Here is a 23,466-nt window from a genome sequence, read left to right on the forward strand (position 1 = left end):
CCATGGGGCGTTGCTCCGCATGAACCGCTCCATCCAGGCAGAAGGGACATTTGGAATCATCAAATACGACCGAAGGTATAAGCGAATTGTAAGAAGAGGACTGGATTCGGTAAGAGTAGAGATATTTCTTGTTTCTATCGGCCATAATCTCTATAAAATCTATAATAAGCAGATGAGACTCCGGGAAGTGGCTTAAAGAAGAAAGAGCGCACGTTTGTTGGGGTAAGGGGGATTATGCGCTTTTTACTGCTTTTTTCTTACGCTTTCCACAAAATAAAGAGGGGCTGAAAAAATGGAGTTAGAGCAACTCCATTTTTTCACAGCCCCTTACTCTATCTCATACCAGATAATCTCATTGGCATCCAGTTCTGCACAAAAGCTGCTGCCGTCTCCCCGGTACACCACCGTACTCTGGGGCTCATAGGTATTGTTTACCACACAGTATTTGTGATTTTTAATATAGGCATGCACCTCTACATTATAATTGGTGCTGAACCAGTGTCTGATGTTTGCTTCGTCTGACGCCGCCCACAGTACAGCCCGGTACAAAAGCCTGCTGTTCTCAAAGCTGTAAGGAAGCCCGCTGATGTAGACGCTCCTTCCCCTGCCAAAAGAATTCACTGCCAGCTGCACTTCTTTGTCAATCTGTTTTAGCACTGTAGTTCCCTCCAGGGCAAATATATTCTTCTTCCCCTCCCCAAAGTCAATGTCACCCCGGCAGTCTTCTGTGATAAAGTGTGCATGTTCTTCCCAGTTATACTTATCCTTATTCAGGTTGAATCCATTTTCTTCTTCAACCCCCATTACCGTGGCCAGCTGGAAAAACCGGCCTTCCCACTGATAAGCGGCAGGTTCCCCCACTCCGATAAAACCGCCTCCCTGGTAGATAAACTTTTTGACAGCTGTGATGATCTTCTCATCGATCCAGTTTTCACCCCCGCTGTATGCTGTGCCGGCATCTCCCACATTGATGATAACATCAATGTCATCCAGCAGATGCTCATCCCTGCGGATATCGTCAAAGCTGATAAATTCAACCGCAAAAGGCGCACCGCTCAGAGCCTCTATGATGCCTGCATAAGAATAGTTCTGCTTATAGTACAGCGCATGATGAACCATGTGATTGCCCCAGGCACGCATTCTTCCCCAGCAGTTCAGGACAGCCACTTTTTTGATGCAGTATGGAGTGGTTCCCTTTATATTGGAATACAAAAGCCGGAATTCCTCACACACGCTCTGCACATAATCCATAAATTCTGGGAACTCCAGGGCCAGCTTCAGGTATCCCCCATAGCCGATCCGGTCGATGGGTTTCCTGAGGATCGCCCGCCTGGCAGTTACCCAGTTCACTTTTGCCTCTTTCACCGGATCTCCTCCCTCGTGGAAGACATCCGGGAAGAAATACGGAAGGAACCTTCCCTCTGTATATCTTACCCCTGGTATATCACTGATCAGACGGAGCGTGGAGCCGTTTCCCACACTTCCCACCACAGCGTCCAGGCCAATGCTCTGGAATTCTTCCATAAAAGGTTCCATGCCAATCCAGTGATCCCCCAGGAACATCATAGCTTCTCTGCCGTATTCATGGGTGATGTCAACCATTTCTTTTGCCAGTTTGGCTACCTCTCTGCGCTGAAAGTCCTGAAAATCCCTGAATTCCCTGGAAGGAATCCGGTAGGTGTTATTCATATATCCCTGATCAATAATAAATTCCGGGCGGAACCTGTAGCCTGCCTCTTGTTCAAACTGTTCCAGTATATAAGGGCTGACCGATGCAGAATACCCGTACCAGTCCACATATTTTTCTCTGGCAAGTTCATCAAATATCAGGGTGAACTGATGGAAGAACGTTGTGAAGCGCACGACATTCACATGAGGATTCTTCTCCAGAAAACGACGCAGCCGCTCCATAGAATAGGCTCTGGTCTTGGGCTGCCGCACATCAAAGGTCACCTGATGCTCTACATCCTTCCATCCGTTTGTGACCGAGTTGTACATATGAACCGGATCCCACATAATATAGGCCAGAAAGCTCACGGTATACTCGTGAAAAAGGCTGGCAGGCTCTATGACAACACAGCCGGATTCTTCGTCATAGCTCCACTGGTCCGAAGATACCACTTCTCCTGTGGTGCGATCTATGACTTCCCACCATCTTTTTATGTCATCCCGGGTGTTCACCTTCAGCATATCCGGGTAGAGATGATCCATTAAATGAATGCTGAGCTTCTCTTTCTCTGCATTGTGAAAGGAAGTCATAATATACATCTGCTGGATCTCTTCAGGGTTCGCTTTTGCCCACTCATTATCCTTCCGGGTCGTATAATAGGTTGAGTATACCTTAACTCCGATATTCTTTAATTCATCCGGATAATCTGTCCCGTCGCAGTCCCGAATCGCATCCGCCCCCCAGCGGTTTACCACTTCTTTTGTCTCCTGTACAATATCCATATCCGTTGGTATTGTCACTCTTCCAAAACCATACTCTTCCATAGTTTCTCTCCTTACCTTCCCGTTTCTGCATTCTGTTACTAGATCTACATGATTAATTTCAGTATAAAAAAATAGTTTTCTGCCTTCAACTCCATTGTTGCTCAATAAGTTATATATCTTGTCTTTCACCACTGAAAATGCTATAATTATACTATTATTTTTTAAAGGAGTTCCCTATGGCACATGTACAGTATTCCATGGCTGAGGTCTACAACCGTCAGCCTCTTGAACGTTTATTATATATTTCCTCTTCCTCTTATGGAAAGGACTGGATCAGCCTGCTCCATACCCACAGCTTTGCAGAATTATTCTATGTGGTGGAAGGGAGCGGATATTTCTGCACGGAATCACACCAGTTTCCCATCTGCAAAGACACTTTAATTATCATCAATCCCAATGTAAAGCACACAGAAAAGTCATCTACTGACAAGCCTTTGGTCTACATAGCCCTGGGGATAGAGAATCTCCGATTTCAGTTTTTCTCCGACACCCTGGACTGTCACATCTATGATTTCCAGAACCACAGAAGCAGTATTCTTCCCCTGCTTCAGACTATGCTGGATGAGGTAAAGCACAAAAAGAGTTCCTATGAGCAGATCTGCCAGCATTATTTTATGATTTTTCTTCTGCGGACCCAGCGAATAACCGGCGACAGTTTTTCACTGGCCGCCCCCAAAGATATTCCGGCTGAGTGCGAGTTTGTGAAAGAGTATATTGATACCCACTACCAGGATTCCCTTACCCTGGATTCCCTGGCGGAGCTGTCCCACCTGAACAAGTTTTATCTGTCCCATATGTTTTCAAAGGCCTATGAGACCTCACCCATTAACTATCTCCTGGAGCGGAGAATCCTGAACAGCAAGGAGCTTCTGAAGAATTCCGATTACAGTATTACTCAGATTGCCCATATGACCGGGTTTTCTTCCTCTAATTACTTTTCTCAGTCTTTCAAAAAATATGCGGGCGTTACCCCGAATCTGTATCGAAAGAAGCACCGAAATGGAAAAACAATGCTGCAGGAATCCTGATTCAGCAAAAAAAGGAGAAGAAATCCAGGGAACAGATTTCTTCTCCTTTTTATTATTTCGTCACTGCACCGATAAATTAGAGTATCCCATCAGGCTGATATCCACTTCTCTGGCTGCCTCACGGCCTTCCCGGATGGCCCATACGACCAGGGACTGTCCTCTGTGCATATCCCCCGTTGTGAATACATTAGGCACATTAGTGGCATATTCCCCTTCCCTGGTGGCCACATTCGTCCGCGGGGAAAGTTCAACCTTAAAAGCATCGGCAATATACTTCTGAGCGCCCAGAAAACCTGCTGCGATCAGTACTATCTCAGCCTTCATCTCCTGTTCGCTGCCCTCTACGGGGGCCATAATCATGCGCCCTGTTTTCTCGTCTTTTTTGCTCTCCAGTTTTACCGTAATCAGCTTTTCCAGCTCTCCTTTTTTATTCTTCACAAATTCTTTTACTGTTGTCTGATAGATTCTGGGATCATGACCGAACATGGCAATGGCTTCCTCCTGCCCGTAATCTGTCTTGCAGATCTTTGGCCATTCCGGCCACGGGTTATTCGCTGCCCGCACATCCGGGGCCTTCGGCATCATCTCCAGCTGTGTCACATTGGCAGCTCCCAGGCGGATAGAAGTTCCCACGCAGTCATTGCCGGTGTCACCTCCCCCGATGACAACCACGTTCTTTCCCTTCACGTCAATATACTTTTTGTCTGCAAATTCCGAATCCAGCAGACTCTTCGTGGCAGCCCTCAGGAAATCTACCGCAAAGTGAATTCCCTTGGCATCTCTCCCCGGTGCGCTGATGTCTCTGGGATTGGAAGCGCCGCAGGCCAGTATTACCCTGTCATAGTTTTTCAGAAGGTCCTCTGCCTTGTAGTTTTTGCCGATATCTGCATTTGTGACAAACTCTATCCCTTCCTCCTCCATGACTGCGATTTTCCGATCAATCACGGATTTGTCCAGCTTCATGTTAGGTATGCCGTACCTGAGAAGACCTCCGATTCTGTCAAATCGTTCAAATACCGTCACAAAATGCCCCCTGCTGTTCAGCTGATCCGCAGCTGCCAGACCCGAGGGACCGCTCCCCACAACAGCCACCTTTTTACCGGTTCTGACCTTTGGGGGATTGGCCTTTGCATATCCCTCTTCATACGCCTTTTCAATAATTGCATATTCATTTTCTTTTGTGGATACGGGCTGACTGTCCAGATTACAGGTACAGGCCGCCTCACAGAGAGCCGGACATACCCGGGAAGTAAACTCCGGAAAATTATTTGTCTTTTTCAGGCGCCGGTATGCCTGCTTCCAGTTGCCCAGATACACCAGGTCGTTCCACTCCGGCACCAGATTGTGGAGCGGACAGCCGGAGGCCATCCCCGCCAGCATCATTCCCGACTGACAGAAAGGCACCCCGCAGGCCATACACCTGGCCCCCTGGAGCTGCTGTTCTTCCAGAGGAAGGTGAACATGGAACTCATTAAAATGTTTTATTCTTTCTTCCGGTGCTTCTGCATCTGATGTTTTTCTTTTATAGTCTAAAAATCCAGTTGGTTTTCCCATCTTCTTTTCCCTCCTATCTTCTGGTATTGGCATAAAATGCTTCAATCTGTGCCTGTTTGCTGCTCAGCCCTTTTTCCTCCATCTGCACAATCGTCTGAAGCATACGGCTGTAATCATGAGGTATAATTTTCTTGAATTTGGGGAGATATTCTCCAAAGTTATTCAAAATCTCTTTTCCCTTTTCCGAATTGGTACAGGTAACATGATCCTGAATCATTTCTTTTAATTCCTGCACATCGTATTTGGATGTGATCCTTGACACAGAGATCATCTGTTTATTTAATTTTGTATAGATATCGCTGTCCTCGTCCAGCACATACGCCACGCCGCCGCTCATACCTGCGGCAAAGTTCTTGCCGATTTTTCCAAGAATCACAGCACGGCCTCCTGTCATATATTCACACCCGTGGTCACCTACGCCTTCCACAACTGCAATTGCCCCTGAATTTCTGACACAGAAGCGTTCTCCGGCCACGCCATTTACATAAGCCTTGCCGCTGGTGGCACCGTAGAGAGCTACGTTGCCGATAATTATATTTTCATCCTGCTTAAACTGAACGCTCTTGGGGGGATACACAATCAGCTTGCCCCCGGAAAGTCCTTTTCCGAAATAATCGTTGCTGTCCCCCTCAAGCTCCAGGGTCAGCCCTTTGGGGATAAAAGCGCCGAAGCTCTGTCCTCCTGCTCCGTGGCAGAGCACTGTATAAGTATCTTCGTCCAGGCTGTCCTGGTATCTCCTGGTTATCTCAGCCCCGAAGATAGTTCCGAAGGCCCTGTCGGTGTTGGACACATCCACTTCTATACTCTTTTTCTGCCTGTCTTCCAGCGCAGCTCCCAGGCGTTTCATAAGAATCCTTTCATCCGCTGTCTTTTCCAGATGGAAATCGTATACCTGCCTGGGGTCAAAGGTTACTTTTGCCTTCGGAGAAGCGTAGGGGTTATCCAGAATTCTGGCAAGATCAACTTTTGATGCCTTACCGTTTTGTATTGTATCCTTTACTTTCAGCAGATCGGTTCTCCCCACCAATTCATCCACTGTGCGGACGCCAAGCTCTGCCATATACTCCCTCAGCTCCTGGGCAATAAACCGCATAAAGTTAATGACATACTCTGGTTTGCCCCGGAACCGCTTTCTAAGCTCCGGATTCTGTGTCGCCACGCCTACCGGGCAGGTATCCAGATTGCAGACACGCATCATCACACATCCCATGGTGACAAGAGGTGCCGTGGCAAAGCCGAACTCTTCCGCCCCCAGCATAGCGGCAATGGCTACATGACGGCCGCTCATCAGCTTGCCGTCTGTCTCAATCACAACTTTATTGCGCAGTCCGTTTCGTATCAGAGTCTGGTGGGTCTCAGAAAGCCCCAGTTCCCAGGGAAGACCCGCATTGTGGATGGAACTTCTGGGGGCCGCTCCGGTGCCTCCGTCATAGCCGGAAATCAGGATAACCTGGGCTCCGGCCTTGGCAACACCCGCTGCGACTGTGCCCACGCCGGCTTCGGATACCAGCTTTACAGAAATTCTGGCATTTTTGTTGGCGTTTTTCAGATCATAGATAAGCTGTGCCAAATCCTCAATGGAATAGATATCATGGTGGGGCGGGGGAGAGATCAGACTCACCCCAGGGGTTGAATGCCTGGTCTTGGCAATCCAGGGATATACCTTTCCTCCGGGCAGGTGTCCGCCTTCCCCCGGCTTTGCCCCCTGCGCCATCTTAATCTGAATTTCCTGGGCGCTGACCAGATATCTGGAGGTCACTCCGAAACGGCCTGATGCCACCTGCTTAATAGCAGAACAGCGGTTTTTGCCGTCTTTTCCTGTTACCAGTCGCTCGTAGTCCTCACCCCCTTCTCCGCTGTTTGATTTGCCGTGAAGGGTATTCATGGCAATTGCCAGCGTTTCGTGTGCTTCCTTAGAGATGGAACCGTAAGACATGGCTCCGGTCTTAAATCTTTTTACAATGGATTCCACACTCTCCACCTGGTCCACGGGGATCCCTTTTTTGGGATACTTAAAGTCTATCAGGTCTCTGAGCGTACCCATCCGTTCCTCATTGTCTATGAGATGTGTATACTCTTTAAACTGGCTGTAATCTCCGTTTTTCGTGGCTTCCTGGAGCAGATGGATGGTCTGGGGATTGTACAGATGTTCTTCCCCCCCGCGGCGCATTTTATGTCTTCCCATGCTGTCCAGGGTTGTGTCTACCTTAAGTCCCAGAGGATCAAAGGCCTGGCTGTGAAGCTCATTCACTTCCCTGGAAATGTCCTCCAGGGTAATGCCCCCGATTCTGCTCACAGTGTTGGTAAAATATTTGTCAATCACAGTCTGGTCGATGCCGACTGCCTCAAATATCTGCGCTCCCTGATAGGACTGTATGGTAGAGATGCCCATCTTGGAGGCAATCTTTACAATCCCGTGGAGTACTGCGTCATTATAATCATTGACTGCCGCATAATAATCTTTGTCAAGCATATGATTGTCAATCAGCTCCCGGATTGTCTCCTGGGCCAGATATGGATTAATGGCACAGGCACCGTAGCCCAGAAGCGTTGCAAAATGGTGCACCTCCCTGGGCTCTCCGGATTCCAGAATCATTGCCAGAGAAGTCCTTTTCTTTGTTTTTACAAGATGCTGGTGGACTGCAGACACAGCCAGAAGGGAAGGAATCGCAACATGATTCTCATCGACTCCCCTGTCTGAGAGAATTATAATGTTGGCGCCGTCTCTGTGTGCTCTGTCAACTTCCACAAATAAACGGTCAATGGCTTTTTCCAGATTGGTGTTTTTATAGTACGTAATGGGGAGTACTTCAACGGCAAAGCCCTCTATCTTCATACTTTTGATTTTCATCAAATCTGTATTAGTCAAAATAGGGTTATTCACCTTCAGCACTTTACAGTTCTCCGGCTTTTCCTCCAGAAGATTGCCGTCCTCTCCCACATATACAGAAGTACATGTCACAATCTCCTCACGGATTGCATCAATAGGCGGATTGGTAACCTGGGCAAACAGCTGCTTAAAATAGCTGAACAGAGGCTGATGTGCGTTAGAAAGCACGGCCAGAGGAGTGTCAATTCCCATAGCCCCAATTCCTTCACTGCCGTTTCGTGCCATATTCAGAATGGATGTGCGGTATTCCTCAAAGGTATATCCAAAGGCTTTCTGCAGACGCATTCTCTCTTCATCCGTGTATTCCGGGACTCTCTGGTTGGGAATCTTCAGTTCCCTCAGTTCCACCAGGTTGCTGTCCAGCCATTCACCGTAGGGCTGCTTGGAGGCATAATATTCTTTTAACTCATCATCCGAGAACACCTTGCCTGCCCTGGTGTCTACGAGGAGCATCTTGCCCGGATGCAGTCTCTCCTTCTGTACGATTTTTCCGGGGGCAATGTCCAGAACACCTACCTCTGAGGAAAGTATCATATATCCGTCTTCCGTAATGTAGTAGCGGGAAGGACGCAGGCCGTTGCGGTCCAGCACCGCTCCCATAATATCACCGTCTGTAAACAGAATAGACGCCGGTCCGTCCCACGGCTCCATCATCGTCGCATAATACTGGTAAAAATCTTTTTTGGACTGAGACATCGTTTTGTTGTTGGCCCACGGCTCCGGAATGGTAATCATGACCGCCAGAGGAAGAGGCATACCGCTCATCACCAAAAACTCCAGTGTGTTGTCCAGCATGGCAGAATCCGAACCCTCTGCGCTTATTACCGGCAGGACTTTGTGAAGTTCTCTGCTCATGGCACCGTGGTCCATGGTCTCTTCCCGGGCCAGCATCTTATCTGCGTTTCCCCGGATCGTATTGATTTCTCCGTTATGTACCACCAGCCGGTAGGGATGCGCTCTCTCCCAGCTGGGAGTGGTATTGGTACTAAATCGGGAATGCACCAGGGCAATGGCGGATTCATACTCTTCACTCTGCAGATCTGTAAAGAAGGTTCTCAGCTGCCCAACCAAAAACATCCCCTTGTAGGCAATGGTACGGCTGGAAAAAGAAACCACATAAGTATCTTCATTGCTCTGCTCAAATACTCTCCGCACCACATACAGCTTTCTGTCAAACTCCAGACCCTGGTCCACATTTTGAGGACGCTTCACAAAGCCCTGCATAATAAATGGCATGCACTCCACGGCCCGATGCCCAAGAACTGACGGAACCGTTGGAACTGTTCTCCAGCCCAAAAACTCCAGTCCCTCTTTTTCTACTATGATTTCCAGCATCTTTTTCGCCTGATTTCTTTTCATCTCGTCCTGAGGGAAGAAAAACATACCAACGCCGTAGTCTCTTTCTTCTCCCAGCCGGATACCAAGGTCGCTGCACGCCCTGCGGAAGAACTTATGGGATATCTGCAGAAGGATTCCGACTCCGTCACCAGTCTTTCCCTCCGCATCTTTGCCTGCTCTGTGCTCCAGGTTTTCTACAATTTTCAGCGCATTGGCGACTGTGCCATGGGTTTTTACACCATTGATATTCACAACTGCACCAATACCGCAATTGTCATGCTCAAACCGGGGTTCATATAAGCCCTGGACTTCCGGGTTATTCGTTGTTTTCTGCATCTTACATCCATCCTTTCTTTTTTGTCTCCTGCAGCATACCTGCCTGCCGCTTTTTATCTTTAGCAATTCACTGCACTAAATATACTACATTTTTTAAAACCTGTAAATAGGGTTTTTCCCATATATCGTCAGATAATTAGATATAAAATCATTTAAAATAAAATTATCTGATTTTTAATGTTTTAAACCGTGTATTTATATGTGAATCAAGACAAATTCACCCATTTTAATTCGCTGTGAACATAAAAAAAGACAATCCACGGCTCTGTGAATTGTCTCATTTTTAAAATTGTGTCTAAATTGTCTGACTGGAATTTCCAGTTTTCCTATAGCTTTGACTGAGAAAATAGCAGCCCCACACTGCAATTAGTATCTCAGCAACCATCAAAAGCGGATACCAGGTCCAAAAGCCTGAATCTGACGGAATATAGGTTAGAATACAGGACCATACGTTCACTGCAACGTGAGCCAGAATTGGAATCAGCAGGTTGCCGGATTTTTGATACAGCCAGGCAAACCAGCACCCAAGACAGAAAGCAAAAATAAACTGAACCATATTGCCGTGATAAATCCCGAAGATGAACCCCGACAGAAGGATGCCCCATCTGCCCCCCAGGTAGTCTTTCACTCTGGCATACACCAGTCCCCGAAATACCATCTCCTCAGCGATCGGAGCCAGCACTCCCACGACTGCCAGAACCGCCCAAAAACTGCTCTGTGCGTACATCTCATCCGTCATCTCCCCGTAGTACGGAAAAAGATCCGGTATCCGAAGCACTGCCATTCCCTGGCTGAGCAGATCAGAGAGTGCAGCTGCCGCAAACAGCAGGACGAGTACAAGGACAGGAGAAGCTTTTATTTTTATTCCTTCCGCGCCCAGGCTTCCGCGGAGAATGCGGTCTTTTTTCATAAAATACAGCAAAAAGGGGATTGCAAGAATCTCCATCAGCCCCGTAAGCCCAATGGTGCTCACCGCGTCTGCACCGCCGCTTCCCCCCATAAGGGCATACACAGTCATTGGCACAATCACTATAAGAGAAGCCACAATGCTGGCAGCGAAATGTATTCCTACAGGGTACAAAACCCTCCATATCTTAAGCAGAGGCCTTCCTCTGTGCAGATCCAGCCTGTCCTTCTGCCCGGTTTCCTGTGGTTTTACCGCGTCCTGTCTTTCCAGCCTGCCGTCTATCAAAAAGGCGGCCAGCTCAGAGACGGAATAGACAATGGCTAAAGGCTGGGCCTTCAGGAGTTCCTCCCTGCTGCCATAGCCGTAGGCTACGCCTACACAGGGGATCCCGGCCCTTCTTGCTCCGTTCACATCATGTTCTTTGTCCCCTACCATCAGAACTCTCTGGCGGTATTCTCTGATCTTAAGCTGCCTCAGGGCCTCCTCTATCACCTCTGCCTTATCGGTTCTGCTCCCATCCAGTTCACTTCCCACCACTACCTCAAAGTACGGCAGAAGTTCAAACCGTTCCAGGATCTGTTTGACAAAGTGGGTAGGCTTGGAGGAGGCCACTCCCAGCGTGTATCCCCTGGTGCAGAGCTTTGACAGCATCTCCTTTATTCCTTTATATGCACGGTTCTCCCAAATGCCAATCGTGCTGTACCGCTCCCGGTATACCCGGACAGCTTCCTGCCCCTGTTCCTCGCTAAACCCGCAGTATTTCATAAACTGCTCCTTCAGAGGAGGTCCCACAAAGCACTCCAGCTTCTTTAAATCGGTTTCCTGAATTCCGAAATGTGCCAAAGCATACTGAACGCTCTTTGTAATTCCCTCGGCCGAGTCTGTCAGTGTGCCGTCCAAATCAAATAATATTGTATTCCACATGCTATCCCAATCTTTCTGTGTGTATATTGTTTCTATTCATGCTCAGTTATTTCACAGAGTACGGCTGCATCTTAGATCTCCGTATCAATGAAGTGTTGCTAATGGAATACATTATAGCACAGTTAATTCCCGGATACAAACCCCAGCAGGCTAGGTTCTTCTGATTTTTTTCCTATGTTCCGCCAACAGCAGAGAACTCCCGCTGATCAGGAAAACCCCTTCCCAGGGAAAAGCCTTTTGGCTTTCCTGTTCCACCGGCTCCTCTTCCTGTATGCCGCCGTCCGGTTCCTCTTCCTCCTCTTCTATCATAAATTCCCACGGCTCCATCTTTGTAATATTTCCTGCTCCGTCTCTTACAACAAGTACAATTCTGTTTTTGCCGGTTTCCAGGGCTTCCCTGTCCACATAGATTTCCCCCTCTTTGATGGTACACCGGACTTCTTTGCCGTTCACGGTACAGGATACAACCTGAATTTCGTCCGGATTCTCCCACTGGATTCTGGGGACGAACTCCTTTGAGTAAGTAACTTTCTCTCCCTCCCCGTTATAGTAAAATCTGGTTCCATTCTGATTCACCGTAAACATCCAGGTTTTTTCTGTACAATTGCCAAAGAGATCTTTTGCTTCCACACGCAGCGTATACTCGTCATCCTCCGTAATTGGTGCAAAAGACAAGGTCATTCGACACGCCTCTTCTGTCCGGGCAAATACCGGTGTGAGTGTCCCCTGGCGCTTTCCCTGCAATTCAATCCTTAGAAACCCGGTGTCCAGATGGTCGTCTTCAACTATAATCTGAGGCTCCACCGCACAGGCATTGGAGGACATATCCTCCAGGTTATTCAGAGTGAGAACCGGACAGGAAGAGTCCTGGGCCTCATAAGGTCTTCCTATACTGTGCAGTTCCTCCTCTGCGTCCTCCTTCCCCGGTGCTTCCGCTTCGGTCCTTTCTTCCGCCTCAATGGCAGGTTCTTCCGAATCTTTATTTTCTATCCTGACCGTATATCTTACTATGATCTCTGTCTCTCCCGGCTCTACCGCTTCCAGGGTTCCGTCTCCCCGGCTTTTCAGCTTTCCGGTATCCAGAATCTCTGCATGGCCTGCCCACGGGCTCGTCCACCGTTCTCCAGGCTTTAGCGTAATGGGCGGCCCATCCGGCCCCACGGCACCCGATTCCCCTGCCATAACAGGCTGCGGAAGCAGAAGCAGTATCCCTATAGCAGCTATCATCAGTCCCCAGTCTTTTTTCATTCTTGTCGCTCCTTTCCTTCTCCCGATTCTTTTAAACGCTCTGTGAGAAGCTTGTAACTGTAGTTCTCCCGGATTCCCCTGACTCCTTTCCCCCTGTCCAGAATCTCCTCTGCCTTTTTCCTGTCCTTTTCCTCCATCAAAGCCATAAGACTGTAGGCACAGTAAGGCTCCGCCTCCTCCGGAAAGTCCTGCAGCAGCTTTTCATAGATTGTTCCGGCTTTTACACAGTCCCCCTCCATACGGCAGTTAAAGGCAGTCATCAGCCGTATCTTAACCTGTTCCTTTTCTGACATGGGGTAAGCAAGGGTTTTGTCATACTGAGAATTTGCCTCTTGCCAGCGCCCTCTGCACTCATATGCCTTTCCTATAAGCAGGCAGAATTCACGGGCATAAACAGGATAAAGAATATGATCCCGGCAATGCTCCAGCGACTCTGCCCCCTCCTCTGCCAGGGCAATCCCCTGCTCCCACGGTTTCTCAAGATATTCTTCCAGCTCCTCTTCGTAAGAAAAATAAACGCCGCACAGAGTCATACATCCCTGTGCTTTTGCCAGTGGATTCTCTTCCTCCCCAAGCAGGCCGCACAGATATTCCAGTGCTTCTCCGGCCTCCTCCCAGCAAATCTCATCGCTGTAACAGGAAAAGATACGGCACAGATTCAGATAACTGCGCTTTTCCCGGGAATCCTTAGGATCCATAGAAAAATACTCCTCAGCCTTTTTATAATTTGCCGAAAAATAGGGATCCCGGATGCTGCCTCTGAAATAAAGCCTTCCAATCTCTGTCCACAGCTTGTGTTCCCGGGGCAGTCTTTTCTCGTACCTTTCGGCCAGTTCCCGTATTCTCTGGATTCCCGCCTTTGTCTCTCCCCTGGCTATATAGGTGTTCAGCAGAGCCAGATATACTTCCTCCCTCTCAGGTTTCATTTTGACAGCCCTCTCATAGGCCTGCACGGCATCCTTCTCCTGCCGGGCTCCTGTTTCGAGTGCTTCCTGGTATGCTTGCTCCTGCTTCTGCATGTTTACCTCCTGTTGGAGAAGAAGCAGACACCCTGCCATTACAAATGCCGCCCCAGCCGCCGACAGCAGCCCTATCTGCCTCTTTCTGTACAGAAGTCTGGTGAGCCTGCGTTTTACTGTCCGGACACTTTGATATCGTTCCATGATGTTTCTTCTGGTACACGTTCCCACAATCCGTTCCAGGGCGCAGAGATCCTCTCCCTGATATCTTCCGCACTTAACCAGTTCTCCGAGAACCATACCCAGTCCATAGATATCTGACTGTACGGCAGCCCTCCCCTGGTACTGCTCCGGGGCTGCATATCCCTTGGTTCCTAACCGATCCTCTGCCGAATGTCTGCCTGCAACCAGCGCAATGCCAAAATCTACAAGGAACAGTTTTCCTTTATTTCCAATGATCAGATTCTCCGGTTTCAGATCCCGGTATATAACAGGCGGTTTCTGTCTGTGCAGGTAGTCCAATACATCGCAGAGCTCTATTCCCCACCGGAGGATTGTCTTCTCGGGAATCTTTTTTTTCGCTCTGCAGAGCTCCTTTAAGTTAATTCCTGAAATGTAATCCATTACAAGATAGGTATACCCGCTCTCCTCTATAATATCAACAATGCCGGGAAGGGCAGGGTGCTTCATCTTCTTCAGCACATCCCTCTCCCGGAGCACGCATCCCCTGCTGCTTTCTATTTCTTTTACAGCCCAGTTCTTCTCCAGTCTGAGATCATAAGCCAGATAGACCTTTCCCATTCCCCCTTCGCCTATCAGCTGTATAATCCGGTATCTGCAATCTAATATCTTTCCCAGTGATGCAATAGTGCCTCCCCCTCTCTGTCTGCACACCGCTTAGGTCTGTCCTCTGCCGCTGCCTGTGCTTACCCTTAGCAGAGAAATCTCACTTCTCTTTTAAACATATAAAAAATGGAATTATGGCGGATCTGCCTGAAAAAAATAGATACTTAAGATCTTGAATGTGATTCAAGTATAGTACAATCTGCTGCAAATATCAAGTATGAATTTGCATTTGCAGCTTAACTGTATGTTCTTAGCAAAAAGAGCAGACAGAACCGCTGTTTCGGCAGTTCTGTCCGCCCTGTATTCTTTCCTGTGCTACATTCTCTCGGGAGCCGAAAATCCCAGAAGCTCTATACCAGTCTCCAGCACATCTCTGGTAAGTACTAAAAGTCTTATCCAGGAGGCCTTTTTCCCGGTATCTTCCTCCCCCAGAATCTTTGTCTCATGGTAAAAACGGTTAAACGCATTGGCCAAATCGTAGATAAAGGAGCATATCTTATGAGGCGCTTTCTCCTCGTAAGCGTTCTCCACCACACTGTTAAACCTGGAAATCGTAAGCATCAAATCTTTTTCGCAGTCATTTGCAGGAGCTTTGATACATCCCTGCTTCCAGTCGCCTCCCTCTTCCTGATACCGGCCAAGAATGGACTTAATCCGCACAATTGTATATAAAATATACGGACCTGTATTCCCCTCAAAGGAAGTAAATCGCTCCACATCGAAGATATAGTCTTTGGATGCCTGGTTCGACAAATCTCCATATTTAATGGCTGACAGGCCCACAATTTGGGCCGTCCCTCTGGCATCCTCTTCTTTTACGCTGCGGTTGTCCACGATTTTTTTATACATTTCCTCGTTGATCTCCCGGATTAGGGTCTCCAGCCGCATTACACCGCCTTCTCTTGTTTTAAAAGGCTTCCCGTCTCTTCCATTCATAGTCCCGAATCCAAGGAAGCTTAATCCTGTTTCTTCCTTTACCAGCTTTGTCTTTCTCGCACACCGGAAGACCTGTGTAAAATACAGCTCCTGGCGTTTGTCCACAACGTAAATGATCTCATCCGGACAAAAGAGTTTCATCCGCTCTACAATGGTTGCCAGATCTGTAGTATTGTACAGAGATGCCCCGTCTGACTTCAGGATCATACAGGGAGGGATCTCTTTGGTGTCAGACGCTTCTTTCACATCTACCACAAGCGCTCCCTGATCCAGGTGTGCATATCCTTTTTCCTTCATATACGCAACCATCTCCGGTATATAGGGCTGGGCATCGGATTCCTTTTTCCACAGATCAAAGGTTACATTCAGCTTTTCATAGTTTTTCTTCAAATCACTGACTGAGACGTTCAGAATATGGTTCCACAGAGCCTTATATCCAAGATTCCCATTCTGCAGCTGATGGGTCGCCTCCATAGCTTCTTCTTTGTATTCCGGATGCTCTTTGGAATATGCACTGGCAGCAGGGTAAATCTCTTCCAGTTCACTGATGGTGAACGGAGGTTCTGCGGGGTATTCTCCTGTATAATCAGGCTGGAAATACACCAGCTCTGGTTTTCTCTTTTTCAGTTCGGTGATAATCAGTCCCATCTGAAGGCCCCAGTCCCCCAGATGTACATCCCCAATCATTTTGTGTCCCAAAAAACGCCCCATGCGTTTCAGGCTCTCCCCGATAATTGCGGATCGAAGATGGCCCACGTGCAGCGGCTTTGCAACATTGGGACCGCCGTAGTCGATCATCACCGTCTTGGGATTTTCTGTCTGTTCTACAGAGAGATGATCGTCTCTTAGCATCTCATTGAGATACTCTGACAGAAATTCCCCGCTGACTTTCAGGTTGATAAAACCGGGAGGCACCGCTTCTGCCTGCTTAAGCACCCGGCTTTCCCCTAGCTGCTCTACCACATCGCCGGCGATCTTAATGGGAGCCTTTTTATATTGTTTTGCGGCAGCCATTGCACCGTTGCACTGATATTCACACAGATCCGGACGGTTAGAGATGGTCACCCTGGCATATGTCTCATCATAATCTGCTGCCTTAAACGCTTGTCTCAATTCTTTTTCAATTAGTTCCAGTATCTTTTTCATAACTCCTCCACTACAATTCTATCTCAACTTTTTTTGCACAGGCTACCGCCAGTGCTCCGTAACCAATATGGCAGGCAACACTTAAGGAGAGGGGATCCATATGAATCGGCATCCCCGGAAAAGCAGCTTCCAGCTCCTTCTTCCATTCCAGGGCTTCCTCCTGATTTCCTGTATAGGCAGCTTCCAGGCACATCAAACCGGACTGGGCATACGCTGCAAATCTTCCCTCAAGATCCTTTTTCATCGCCTGAACCATGGTTCTTTTCGCCTGTTTTTTGCCTCTTGCCTTAGACAGGGCGTCCAGCTTTTCTCCCTGAATCTGCAGGACAGGCTTCAGGTTAAGCACCGTTCCTATGGCGGCTGCGGCAGGTGTAATTCTGCCTCCCTTTTTCAGATATTTCAAAGATTCTACCGTGATATAGATGCTTGACTCGGCCTTCTCCTTCTCCAGGACTTCCCGTATCTCTAACGCAGACCTGCCTGCAGCTGCCAGCGTAATGGCATCCAAAACCGACTGCCTCTGCGTCACTGATATTCTCTGGTTATTCACCACCTGGACCTTGCCGTTATACTCTTTAGCCAGTGCCTGTGCAGTCTGGCATGAATTACTTAACCCACTTGACATAGGGATGTGGACAATTGCTTCATAATCCTCTAATATTTTCTCCCAAAGCTCCATTACGTCCGCTGGAGAAGGCTGCGACGTAAAGATCTCAGCATCATCCTCCAGCCTCTGATAGAACTCCTTCTGTGTCAGTGTTATATCCTCCAGATAAAGCTGTTCGTCGATATAAAAGGGCATTGGAATTACATAGATTCCCAAATCCCCAGCCTGGGACTGGGTAATGCCGCTATTACTATCTGTTACGATTGCTGTTTTTTTCATATGGCCTTGTACCACTCCTTTTATATTATCGTATTCAACGTACTGATCGAAAGCGAACCGGTTTTTAGCCGTTACATTTCATTTTAGCATAACCAGCCAAATATGACAAATCATTTTCTAAAACTTCCATTGTTTATCAAAAAAATATGGTACAATGATACTATCTGAAGAAAGGAGGTCATTTTATATGTCATACAAAGCTCAGTCCTACGCCAATACGGCAGAAACACTGATAAAAAATCTAAAAAAGCGAAACATGGAGGGCTTCTACTGTCCGACTGCAGAGTCCGCCGTAGAAAAAATCCGGGAATTAATCCCGGAAGCTTCCTCGGTAACCTGGGGCGGATCAGAAACTTTAGCAGAGGCAGGCATTCTGAAAGGGCTCCAGGGGTGCGGCTATGAACTTATTGACCGAATGTCCGCAAAGACTCCGGAAGAGAAGCGGGCGCTTTACGGCAAAATCGTAATGGCTGATTACTTTTTGATGAGCAGCAACGCCATCACTATAGACGGCGAACTTATCAACATAGACGGTGCCGGCAACCGGGTTGCCTGCCTTTGCCACGGTCCCGAGCATGTAGTGATAGCGGCCGGTATGAATAAGGTGGTAAAAACCATAGAAGACGGTGTACATAGAGTCCGAAATGCTGCTGCACCGCCCAACAGTCTCCGGGTTGGCGTAAAGACGCCCTGTTCCGTAACAGGAACCTGTCAGGACTGCCTGTCTGACGGATGTATCTGTTCCGATCTTGTCATTACCAGACGTTCCATGGTACCCGGCAGAATCAAAGTGGTTCTCATTGGGGAAGATTACGGCTTTTAAGCACAGAAACCTCTGCCCTCAGGATATTTTCCCGGGGCAGAGGTCTTTCCTATTCTCTGCGCAGTGCATCTATCGGATTCAGATTTGCAGCTTTCACAGAAGGGAGAAGTCCGAAGACAATTCCGATCACCATAGAAAAAATTACCGAGCCCACGATGGCCGGAGGGCTGATGGCAACCGGCGTCTGAGACATCTTGGAGATTGCCTGGGCCAGAACAACACCTGCAAGGATTCCCAGAAGCCCCCCGATACTGGTAAGTACCGCGGCCTCTGTCAGAAACTGTGCAAGAATCTTATTTTTCCGAGCACCTATCGCCTTTTTCAGACCAATCTCGCTGGTGCGTTCTGTCACAGATACCAGCATGATATTCATAACACCGATCCCCCCTACCAAAAGAGAGATACTGGCTATCCAGAGAAGCTGGCGGTTTGTATTAGCGCTGACTTCCTGGAGATTTTTGGCTTTTTCCAATAGATCTGCCGCTTTATACTTAATCTCTCCGGTGCTGTCAAACAGATACCCATTGAGCAGATCCGCTGTTTTTCTGCCTGCACTGCTCATAGTTTCCGTGTCCGGGGCCTTCACAATTACATTCTGGGGCTCATCGTATCGGTATACCACAGGCCAGGCGGCATCGGGCATCATCACCACACCGCTGCTCTCCTGATTATAATTATAGTAATCCTCCATAGAATTAATCACCGGCTCAAAAGCATTGGTTTTCTTTACCACACCGACCACAGTAAAAGGCTCACCCTGTATCTCTACGGTCTTCCCCAAGGGCTGTTCATCCTGGAACAGACTGTTTTTGGAGTCCTCATCCAAAAGAACCACTTTTCCGAACTGTCGGTAGTCCTTCTCCGTAAACCCTCTGCCCTGAATGATTTGGTATCCGCAGGTATCCAGGTAATCTTTGTCAATCCCCAGTACCTTCCCCCCTTCCAGGCCATTGTTCTGATAATAAATCCCATCTGCATAGGTCCTGCTCTGATACAGAGAAGCCTTTTCCACCTCATCCAGATTCAGGATTTCCTCTTTTACCTCAGGAGTGATCACAGGAACTCCTGCAGGAATATCATTATATCCCATTTCATAGGGATAATCTCCCTGATTCAGTGTTACATCCACGGTATTGTTGCCAGATCCAATCAGGTTCTGTTTGATCTGCTCGTTAGTTCCCTTAATAGTTGAAACAATTGAAATAATAGATGCAATTCCTATGATAATGCCCAGCATTGTCAGAAAGGAGCGCATTTTATGTGACCAGATGCCCTGAAAGGACAATCTTATGTTTTCCAGCATAACTTACCTCCTCCTAATAATAAAGTTCATCAATGGACGCATCCTTTGTTCTGGCATTCTCCTTTACCCCTTTTCCATAGGGAAAGGCTACCTTATCCTCTCTTGTGAGGCCGCTTTTTATCTCTATGAGAGATCCCCACAGCGTCTTGCCTGTGATGATCTCCTGTTTTTTCAGCCTTCCTTTGACAGAACAGTATACATAGCTTTTCCCGTCCTCCGTTCTCACAAAGGGCTTTTGAAGATACAGGGCATCCGCACCTGCACCGGTGTCTATCTCAGCTTGTAGACTGACATATTCCTGATTTTTTAATCCCTCTGCCTGGGCAATATAGGCAGTAAAAGGATAGTAAGATACGTTGCTGTTGCCGCCGCCCCCAAAATAGTTGCTGCTGGCCGGATACGGGGAAATTTCCTTAATCTCCGCCTCAAAAGGAGTCCCTGTCTCCATCGAGCTTCCCGTCAGCATCTGTCCCGGCTTTACTTTATCCAAAAGAAGCTCACTGATGCTTCCCCTTACATAAAGGCCTTCACTGCTTACCACCTGAATAAATGGTTTGCCGTCTGTTTCACCCTTCTCAGGATCGCCTACCGCTTTCACCGTACCTTTAATCGTGCTTTTAATGGTCTGATTCTCCAGCTTGCCGCTGATCTTCTGTATTTTCAGGTCACTTTCTTTGATATCCAGCTCCAGCTTTTTCAGGTCCTTTTGTTTTTCCTGGATCGCTTTTTCCAGTTCTGCCTTGGTATAGCCCGCAATGATATCATCCTGGGGAATCTCATCGCCGATATCATAAAATTCATCTCCTTTAGGATTCTCTTCCGGCTCTTCTCCCTTTACGGCACTGAGGCGGATCTGATATTCTTCCTCCGGCATACATTTTTCCACAATCTTTCTTCCATCCAGGTAGAGGGCCGTCAAAAGCAGTCCGTCCACCGTATCACCTTCCCGTATTTCCAACTGGGCATACTGTTCGGGAAGTGTCTTGGTATCACCTTCCCCGAAGCCTCCCAGCATGTTCAGAAGGGAACCCATGAGAATGGGATTTTCTTTGCACAGATAGACAAAAGGATCCTCTTTTGTCCCACTTCCTTTGTAGGGCTTGGAATGCTCATCAATGCGCTCCAAAGCCTCTGTCTTGACCTCTTCTTTGGGCGGTTCCTCCTTATCGGGTTCCTGTCCCGGGTCTGGTGTTCCCGGATCCGGTGTTCCTGTCCCGGGCTCTTTTTCACCCTTGTCTTCTTCTCCCGGTGCACCTGTCTTTGGCTCCATTGCAGAGCTTCCGGAGAGACGGGTAAATCCGCCGCTCACCCCTGAGAAGGATGTGGTTTGGGCTGCGCCTTCTGTCTCGTCTTTCCCCGGGGAAGAAATTTTTGAGGATTCCGGCACAGGCTTTTGCTTCTTCAGCTTTTCAATTTCCTGCTCCGTTCCCTTCTTTTGGATCTCCATCCCTTCTTTATTTAGTTTTTCAACTTCCAGTTCTATATTCACAAGGGTCATATCATAGGAGAGCAAAGGGTCGCCCACATCTACCTGGTCTCCCTCACTCACGTAAACCTCTTCTACAATCTGCTTGTCCGTCAGATGTACATCCTGGGAGACATCGGAGGAGATCATTCCGTTAAGGCTCATGGGATCTCCCCAGTAGCCCTGGGCCAAATCACTGACATTGTATACCTTTACCGTTGATTTACTCATTTTGCCGTAGCCGAGCCAGATACCCACAGCTGCCACGCAGACTCCTGCGATTCCCCCTATCACTAAGACCAGTCTCTTTTTCATTCTCTGCCCTCCTCTTCCGCCAGGATACCGTCTTTGATGGTTACGACCCGCTGGGCATAAGACGCAATCCCCGCATCGTGGGTAATCATTAAGATAGTAACCCCCTCTTGGTTCAGGCGTCCGAAAAGTTCCATGACCTGTTCCCCGGATCTGGAGTCCAGCGCACCGGTGGGCTCATCTGCCAACAGTATCTTTGGATTATTGACCATAGCCCGGGCAATGGCAACCCGCTGTTTCTGTCCGCCGGAAAGCTGAGTAGGCTTAAAGTCCACTCTGTCCTCCAGCCCAACGCGGGTCAGCGCGGCGATCGCCTTTTCCCGTCTCTCTCTGCGCCCAACGCTTGCATAACTCAGAGGAAGCTCCACATTCTCCAGAGCACTCTGCCTGGGCAGAAGCTGAAAACTCTGAAAAACAAACCCTATCTTATTCAGACGGATATCTGACATGGCGTTGTCTGAACAACTGTTAATATCTACTCCATCCAGGAAGAAAGCTCCGCTGGTAGCTTTATCAAGGCATCCGATAATATTCATCAAAGTCGTTTTCCCAGAGCCGGAAGGCCCCATAATGGCCGTATATTCTCCTTCTTTCATGGTGAAGTTTACATTTTTAAGCACAGGGATTGTCATCTTGCCCTGCATATAATCTTTACAGATTTCTTTTAACTCAAGTATCATTGGGCGACAGCACCTTCCTCTCCGTCCGGACTTTCGGTCATATCATCCGAAGGTATGGGTTCCTCGGAAGGCATTCCCTCGTCGGAAGGTATTCCTTCTTCCACAGGCATGTCCCCCTCTGCAGGTGCTGACATATCGCCCTCATTCATCAAAGCGGCAGGGCTGTCCGTAGTAGGCGCTCCCTCCTTCAGAGTTTCCTGGGGGAACGCCACTGCATCCTCCCTGGACAGTCCGTCTTTAATTTCATACTGATTCATCGCTTCATCGAACTCGCCCAGCACCACGCTTCTCTTTTCCAGCTTTTCTTTGCCGTTATCTGCCCATACGTATGGTTTGCTGTCAAGATCTGCTATAAAGGAAGCATCCAGCCATACCCCTTCCTTTTGTTCTTCCTGTCCGGCATTCTGTTCTATATAGACATGCTGGCCCAGAAGAAGTCCGTCGGAGGACTCTAATTCCACATAAAAATAATAGGAAGTAGAGGCTGACTGATCCGAGGCACCCTCAGAAGACATCCCCATGCCATACATTCCGGAATTGTTGCTGGAAGCAGGATTGTCCACATCAATCTTCCCAAAAGTCCCGTTCCATATCCGCTTGTCATCTACACGGGAGCGGACGATTGCCGGTTCCCCTTCTGTCACGGCTGAGAGATTTTGTTCGTTTACCTTGCCCTTGATCCTAAAATCCCCAGTGGCAAGAATGGTCATAAGCGCCTGGCTTTCCCCTCCTGTCATATCCTGGCTTTCTCCATTGTTGATGGATTTTACTACACCTTTTATCTCACTGGTTATCGTAGCATTAGCAATCTGTTCCTTCATCTGCTCAATCTCAACTGACTTACTTTTTTTCTCATATTCCGTCTTCTTTATGTCTGTCTGAGCCGTCTGAATCTGGGTTGTGTAAGATAATTTTTCATCATCACTGGCTTCCTTTTTCTCTTTTTCCAGCTGCTTAATCTGATTGTTCAGGTTTGTAATATCGTTGTCAAAGCGTTCCAGTTCCAGCTCCGCCTGCTTTAAGTCAGTCTCCATGGTTGCGGTATCATAAGTCAGAAGGGGCGTTCCCACATCTACATCTTCCCCCACTTCCACCAATATCTCTTTGATGGTTTTGTCCTGCTTCTGCTGTATCTCCCAGGTTTCCTGAGATTCTACCACACCGGAGAACCTTCCGGGGTTCCCCATGCCGCTGCCCAGTCCCATCAGATCAGAGACCTTCTCCACATACACCAGCTCGTCTGTATTCTTCCCCTTGTCCCTTCCCCGAAGCAGCCAGAAGGCCCCGGCTATCACACATACGGCTGCAGCTGCAGACACCGCAATTAGGATTTTCTTTTTCATACATCATCCTCCATCTTCCTTATATTTAATATATTTCACTGTGAATTTA

General features: G+C 48.1%; 15 protein-coding genes. 3 read left to right on the forward strand and 12 right to left on the reverse strand.

The window, feature by feature from the left end:
- Nucleotides 1–196: transposase (locus BUA56_RS00005; RefSeq protein WP_072848054.1), on the forward strand; the 196-nt coding region annotated here is incomplete at its 5' end.
- Between the two features lie 131 nt (nt 197–327).
- Here BUA56_RS00005 and gnpA read toward each other — a convergent pair.
- Nucleotides 328–2,493: a 1,3-beta-galactosyl-N-acetylhexosamine phosphorylase gene (gene gnpA / locus BUA56_RS00010; RefSeq protein WP_072848055.1), complete on the reverse strand. Its 2,166-nt coding sequence runs from the start codon at nt 2,491–2,493 to the stop codon at nt 328–330.
- Nucleotides 2,494–2,669: 176 nt separating this feature from the next.
- Between gnpA and BUA56_RS00015 the strand changes: the two genes are divergently transcribed.
- Nucleotides 2,670–3,521: a helix-turn-helix transcriptional regulator gene (locus tag BUA56_RS00015; protein WP_072848057.1), complete on the forward strand. Its 852-nt coding sequence runs from the start codon at nt 2,670–2,672 to the stop codon at nt 3,519–3,521.
- 60 nt (nt 3,522–3,581) lie between these two features.
- Here the strand turns inward: BUA56_RS00015 and BUA56_RS00020 are convergent, their stop codons facing one another.
- The 7 genes from BUA56_RS00020 to BUA56_RS00050 form a co-directional block, all read right to left on the reverse strand.
- Nucleotides 3,582–5,075: a glutamate synthase subunit beta gene (locus BUA56_RS00020; RefSeq protein WP_072848058.1), complete on the reverse strand. Its 1,494-nt coding sequence runs from the start codon at nt 5,073–5,075 to the stop codon at nt 3,582–3,584.
- 13 nt (nt 5,076–5,088) lie between these two features.
- Nucleotides 5,089–9,639, reverse strand: a complete 4,551-nt coding sequence (gene gltB / locus BUA56_RS00025) for a glutamate synthase large subunit (protein ID WP_072848060.1) — start codon at nt 9,637–9,639, stop codon at nt 5,089–5,091.
- 295 nt (nt 9,640–9,934) lie between these two features.
- Nucleotides 9,935–11,470, reverse strand: a complete 1,536-nt coding sequence (locus BUA56_RS23955) for a CPBP family intramembrane glutamic endopeptidase (RefSeq protein ID WP_072848061.1) — start codon at nt 11,468–11,470, stop codon at nt 9,935–9,937.
- 150 nt (nt 11,471–11,620) lie between these two features.
- On the reverse strand, nt 11,621–12,718 hold the full coding sequence (locus BUA56_RS00035) for a hypothetical protein (protein WP_072848063.1): 1,098 nt from the start codon (nt 12,716–12,718) through the stop codon (nt 11,621–11,623).
- Nucleotides 12,715–14,571 (reverse strand): protein kinase domain-containing protein, encoded by a 1,857-nt coding sequence (locus BUA56_RS00040; RefSeq protein ID WP_072848064.1) that lies wholly within the window; start codon nt 14,569–14,571, stop codon nt 12,715–12,717. The genes BUA56_RS00035 and BUA56_RS00040 overlap by 4 nt, the downstream gene beginning before the upstream one ends.
- A gap of 267 nt (nt 14,572–14,838) precedes the next feature.
- A complete protein-coding gene (gene argS, locus BUA56_RS00045; protein ID WP_072848066.1) occupies nt 14,839–16,605 on the reverse strand; it encodes an arginine--tRNA ligase in 1,767 nt (588 codons plus the stop codon).
- A 10-nt stretch (nt 16,606–16,615) separates the two neighbouring features.
- The gene (locus BUA56_RS00050) at nt 16,616–17,491 is read right to left on the reverse strand and encodes a DegV family protein (RefSeq protein WP_072848068.1); all 876 of its coding nucleotides are present in this window, start codon (nt 17,489–17,491) and stop codon (nt 16,616–16,618) included.
- Nucleotides 17,492–17,678: 187 nt separating this feature from the next.
- Between BUA56_RS00050 and BUA56_RS00055 the strand changes: the two genes are divergently transcribed.
- Entirely contained in the window at nt 17,679–18,314 is a 636-nt protein-coding gene (locus BUA56_RS00055; protein ID WP_072848070.1) for a lactate utilization protein, read from the forward strand.
- 49 nt (nt 18,315–18,363) lie between these two features.
- Here BUA56_RS00055 and BUA56_RS00060 read toward each other — a convergent pair whose 3' ends face one another.
- Genes BUA56_RS00060 through BUA56_RS00075 form a run of 4 tightly spaced genes read right to left on the reverse strand, consistent with a single transcriptional unit; the run spans nt 18,364 to nt 23,417 of the window.
- Nucleotides 18,364–19,617 (reverse strand): ABC transporter permease, encoded by a 1,254-nt coding sequence (locus BUA56_RS00060; RefSeq protein ID WP_072848072.1) that lies wholly within the window; start codon nt 19,615–19,617, stop codon nt 18,364–18,366.
- A 13-nt stretch (nt 19,618–19,630) separates the two neighbouring features.
- Nucleotides 19,631–21,397 carry an efflux RND transporter periplasmic adaptor subunit gene (locus BUA56_RS00065; protein ID WP_072848074.1) on the reverse strand — a complete coding sequence of 589 codons (1,767 nt, stop codon included), beginning with the start codon at nt 21,395–21,397 and terminating at the stop codon, nt 19,631–19,633.
- Nucleotides 21,394–22,074, reverse strand: a complete 681-nt coding sequence (locus tag BUA56_RS00070; protein WP_072848076.1) for an ABC transporter ATP-binding protein — start codon at nt 22,072–22,074, stop codon at nt 21,394–21,396. Before BUA56_RS00070 ends, BUA56_RS00065 begins: the two co-directional genes overlap by 4 nt.
- Nucleotides 22,071–23,417 carry an efflux RND transporter periplasmic adaptor subunit gene (locus BUA56_RS00075; RefSeq protein WP_072848078.1) on the reverse strand — a complete coding sequence of 449 codons (1,347 nt, stop codon included), beginning with the start codon at nt 23,415–23,417 and terminating at the stop codon, nt 22,071–22,073. The genes BUA56_RS00070 and BUA56_RS00075 overlap by 4 nt, the downstream gene beginning before the upstream one ends.
- Between the last annotated feature and the right edge of the window lie 49 nt (nt 23,418–23,466).

The organism is Lactonifactor longoviformis DSM 17459, from assembly GCF_900129135.1.
GTDB lineage: Bacteria > Bacillota > Clostridia > Lachnospirales > Lachnospiraceae > Lactonifactor > Lactonifactor longoviformis.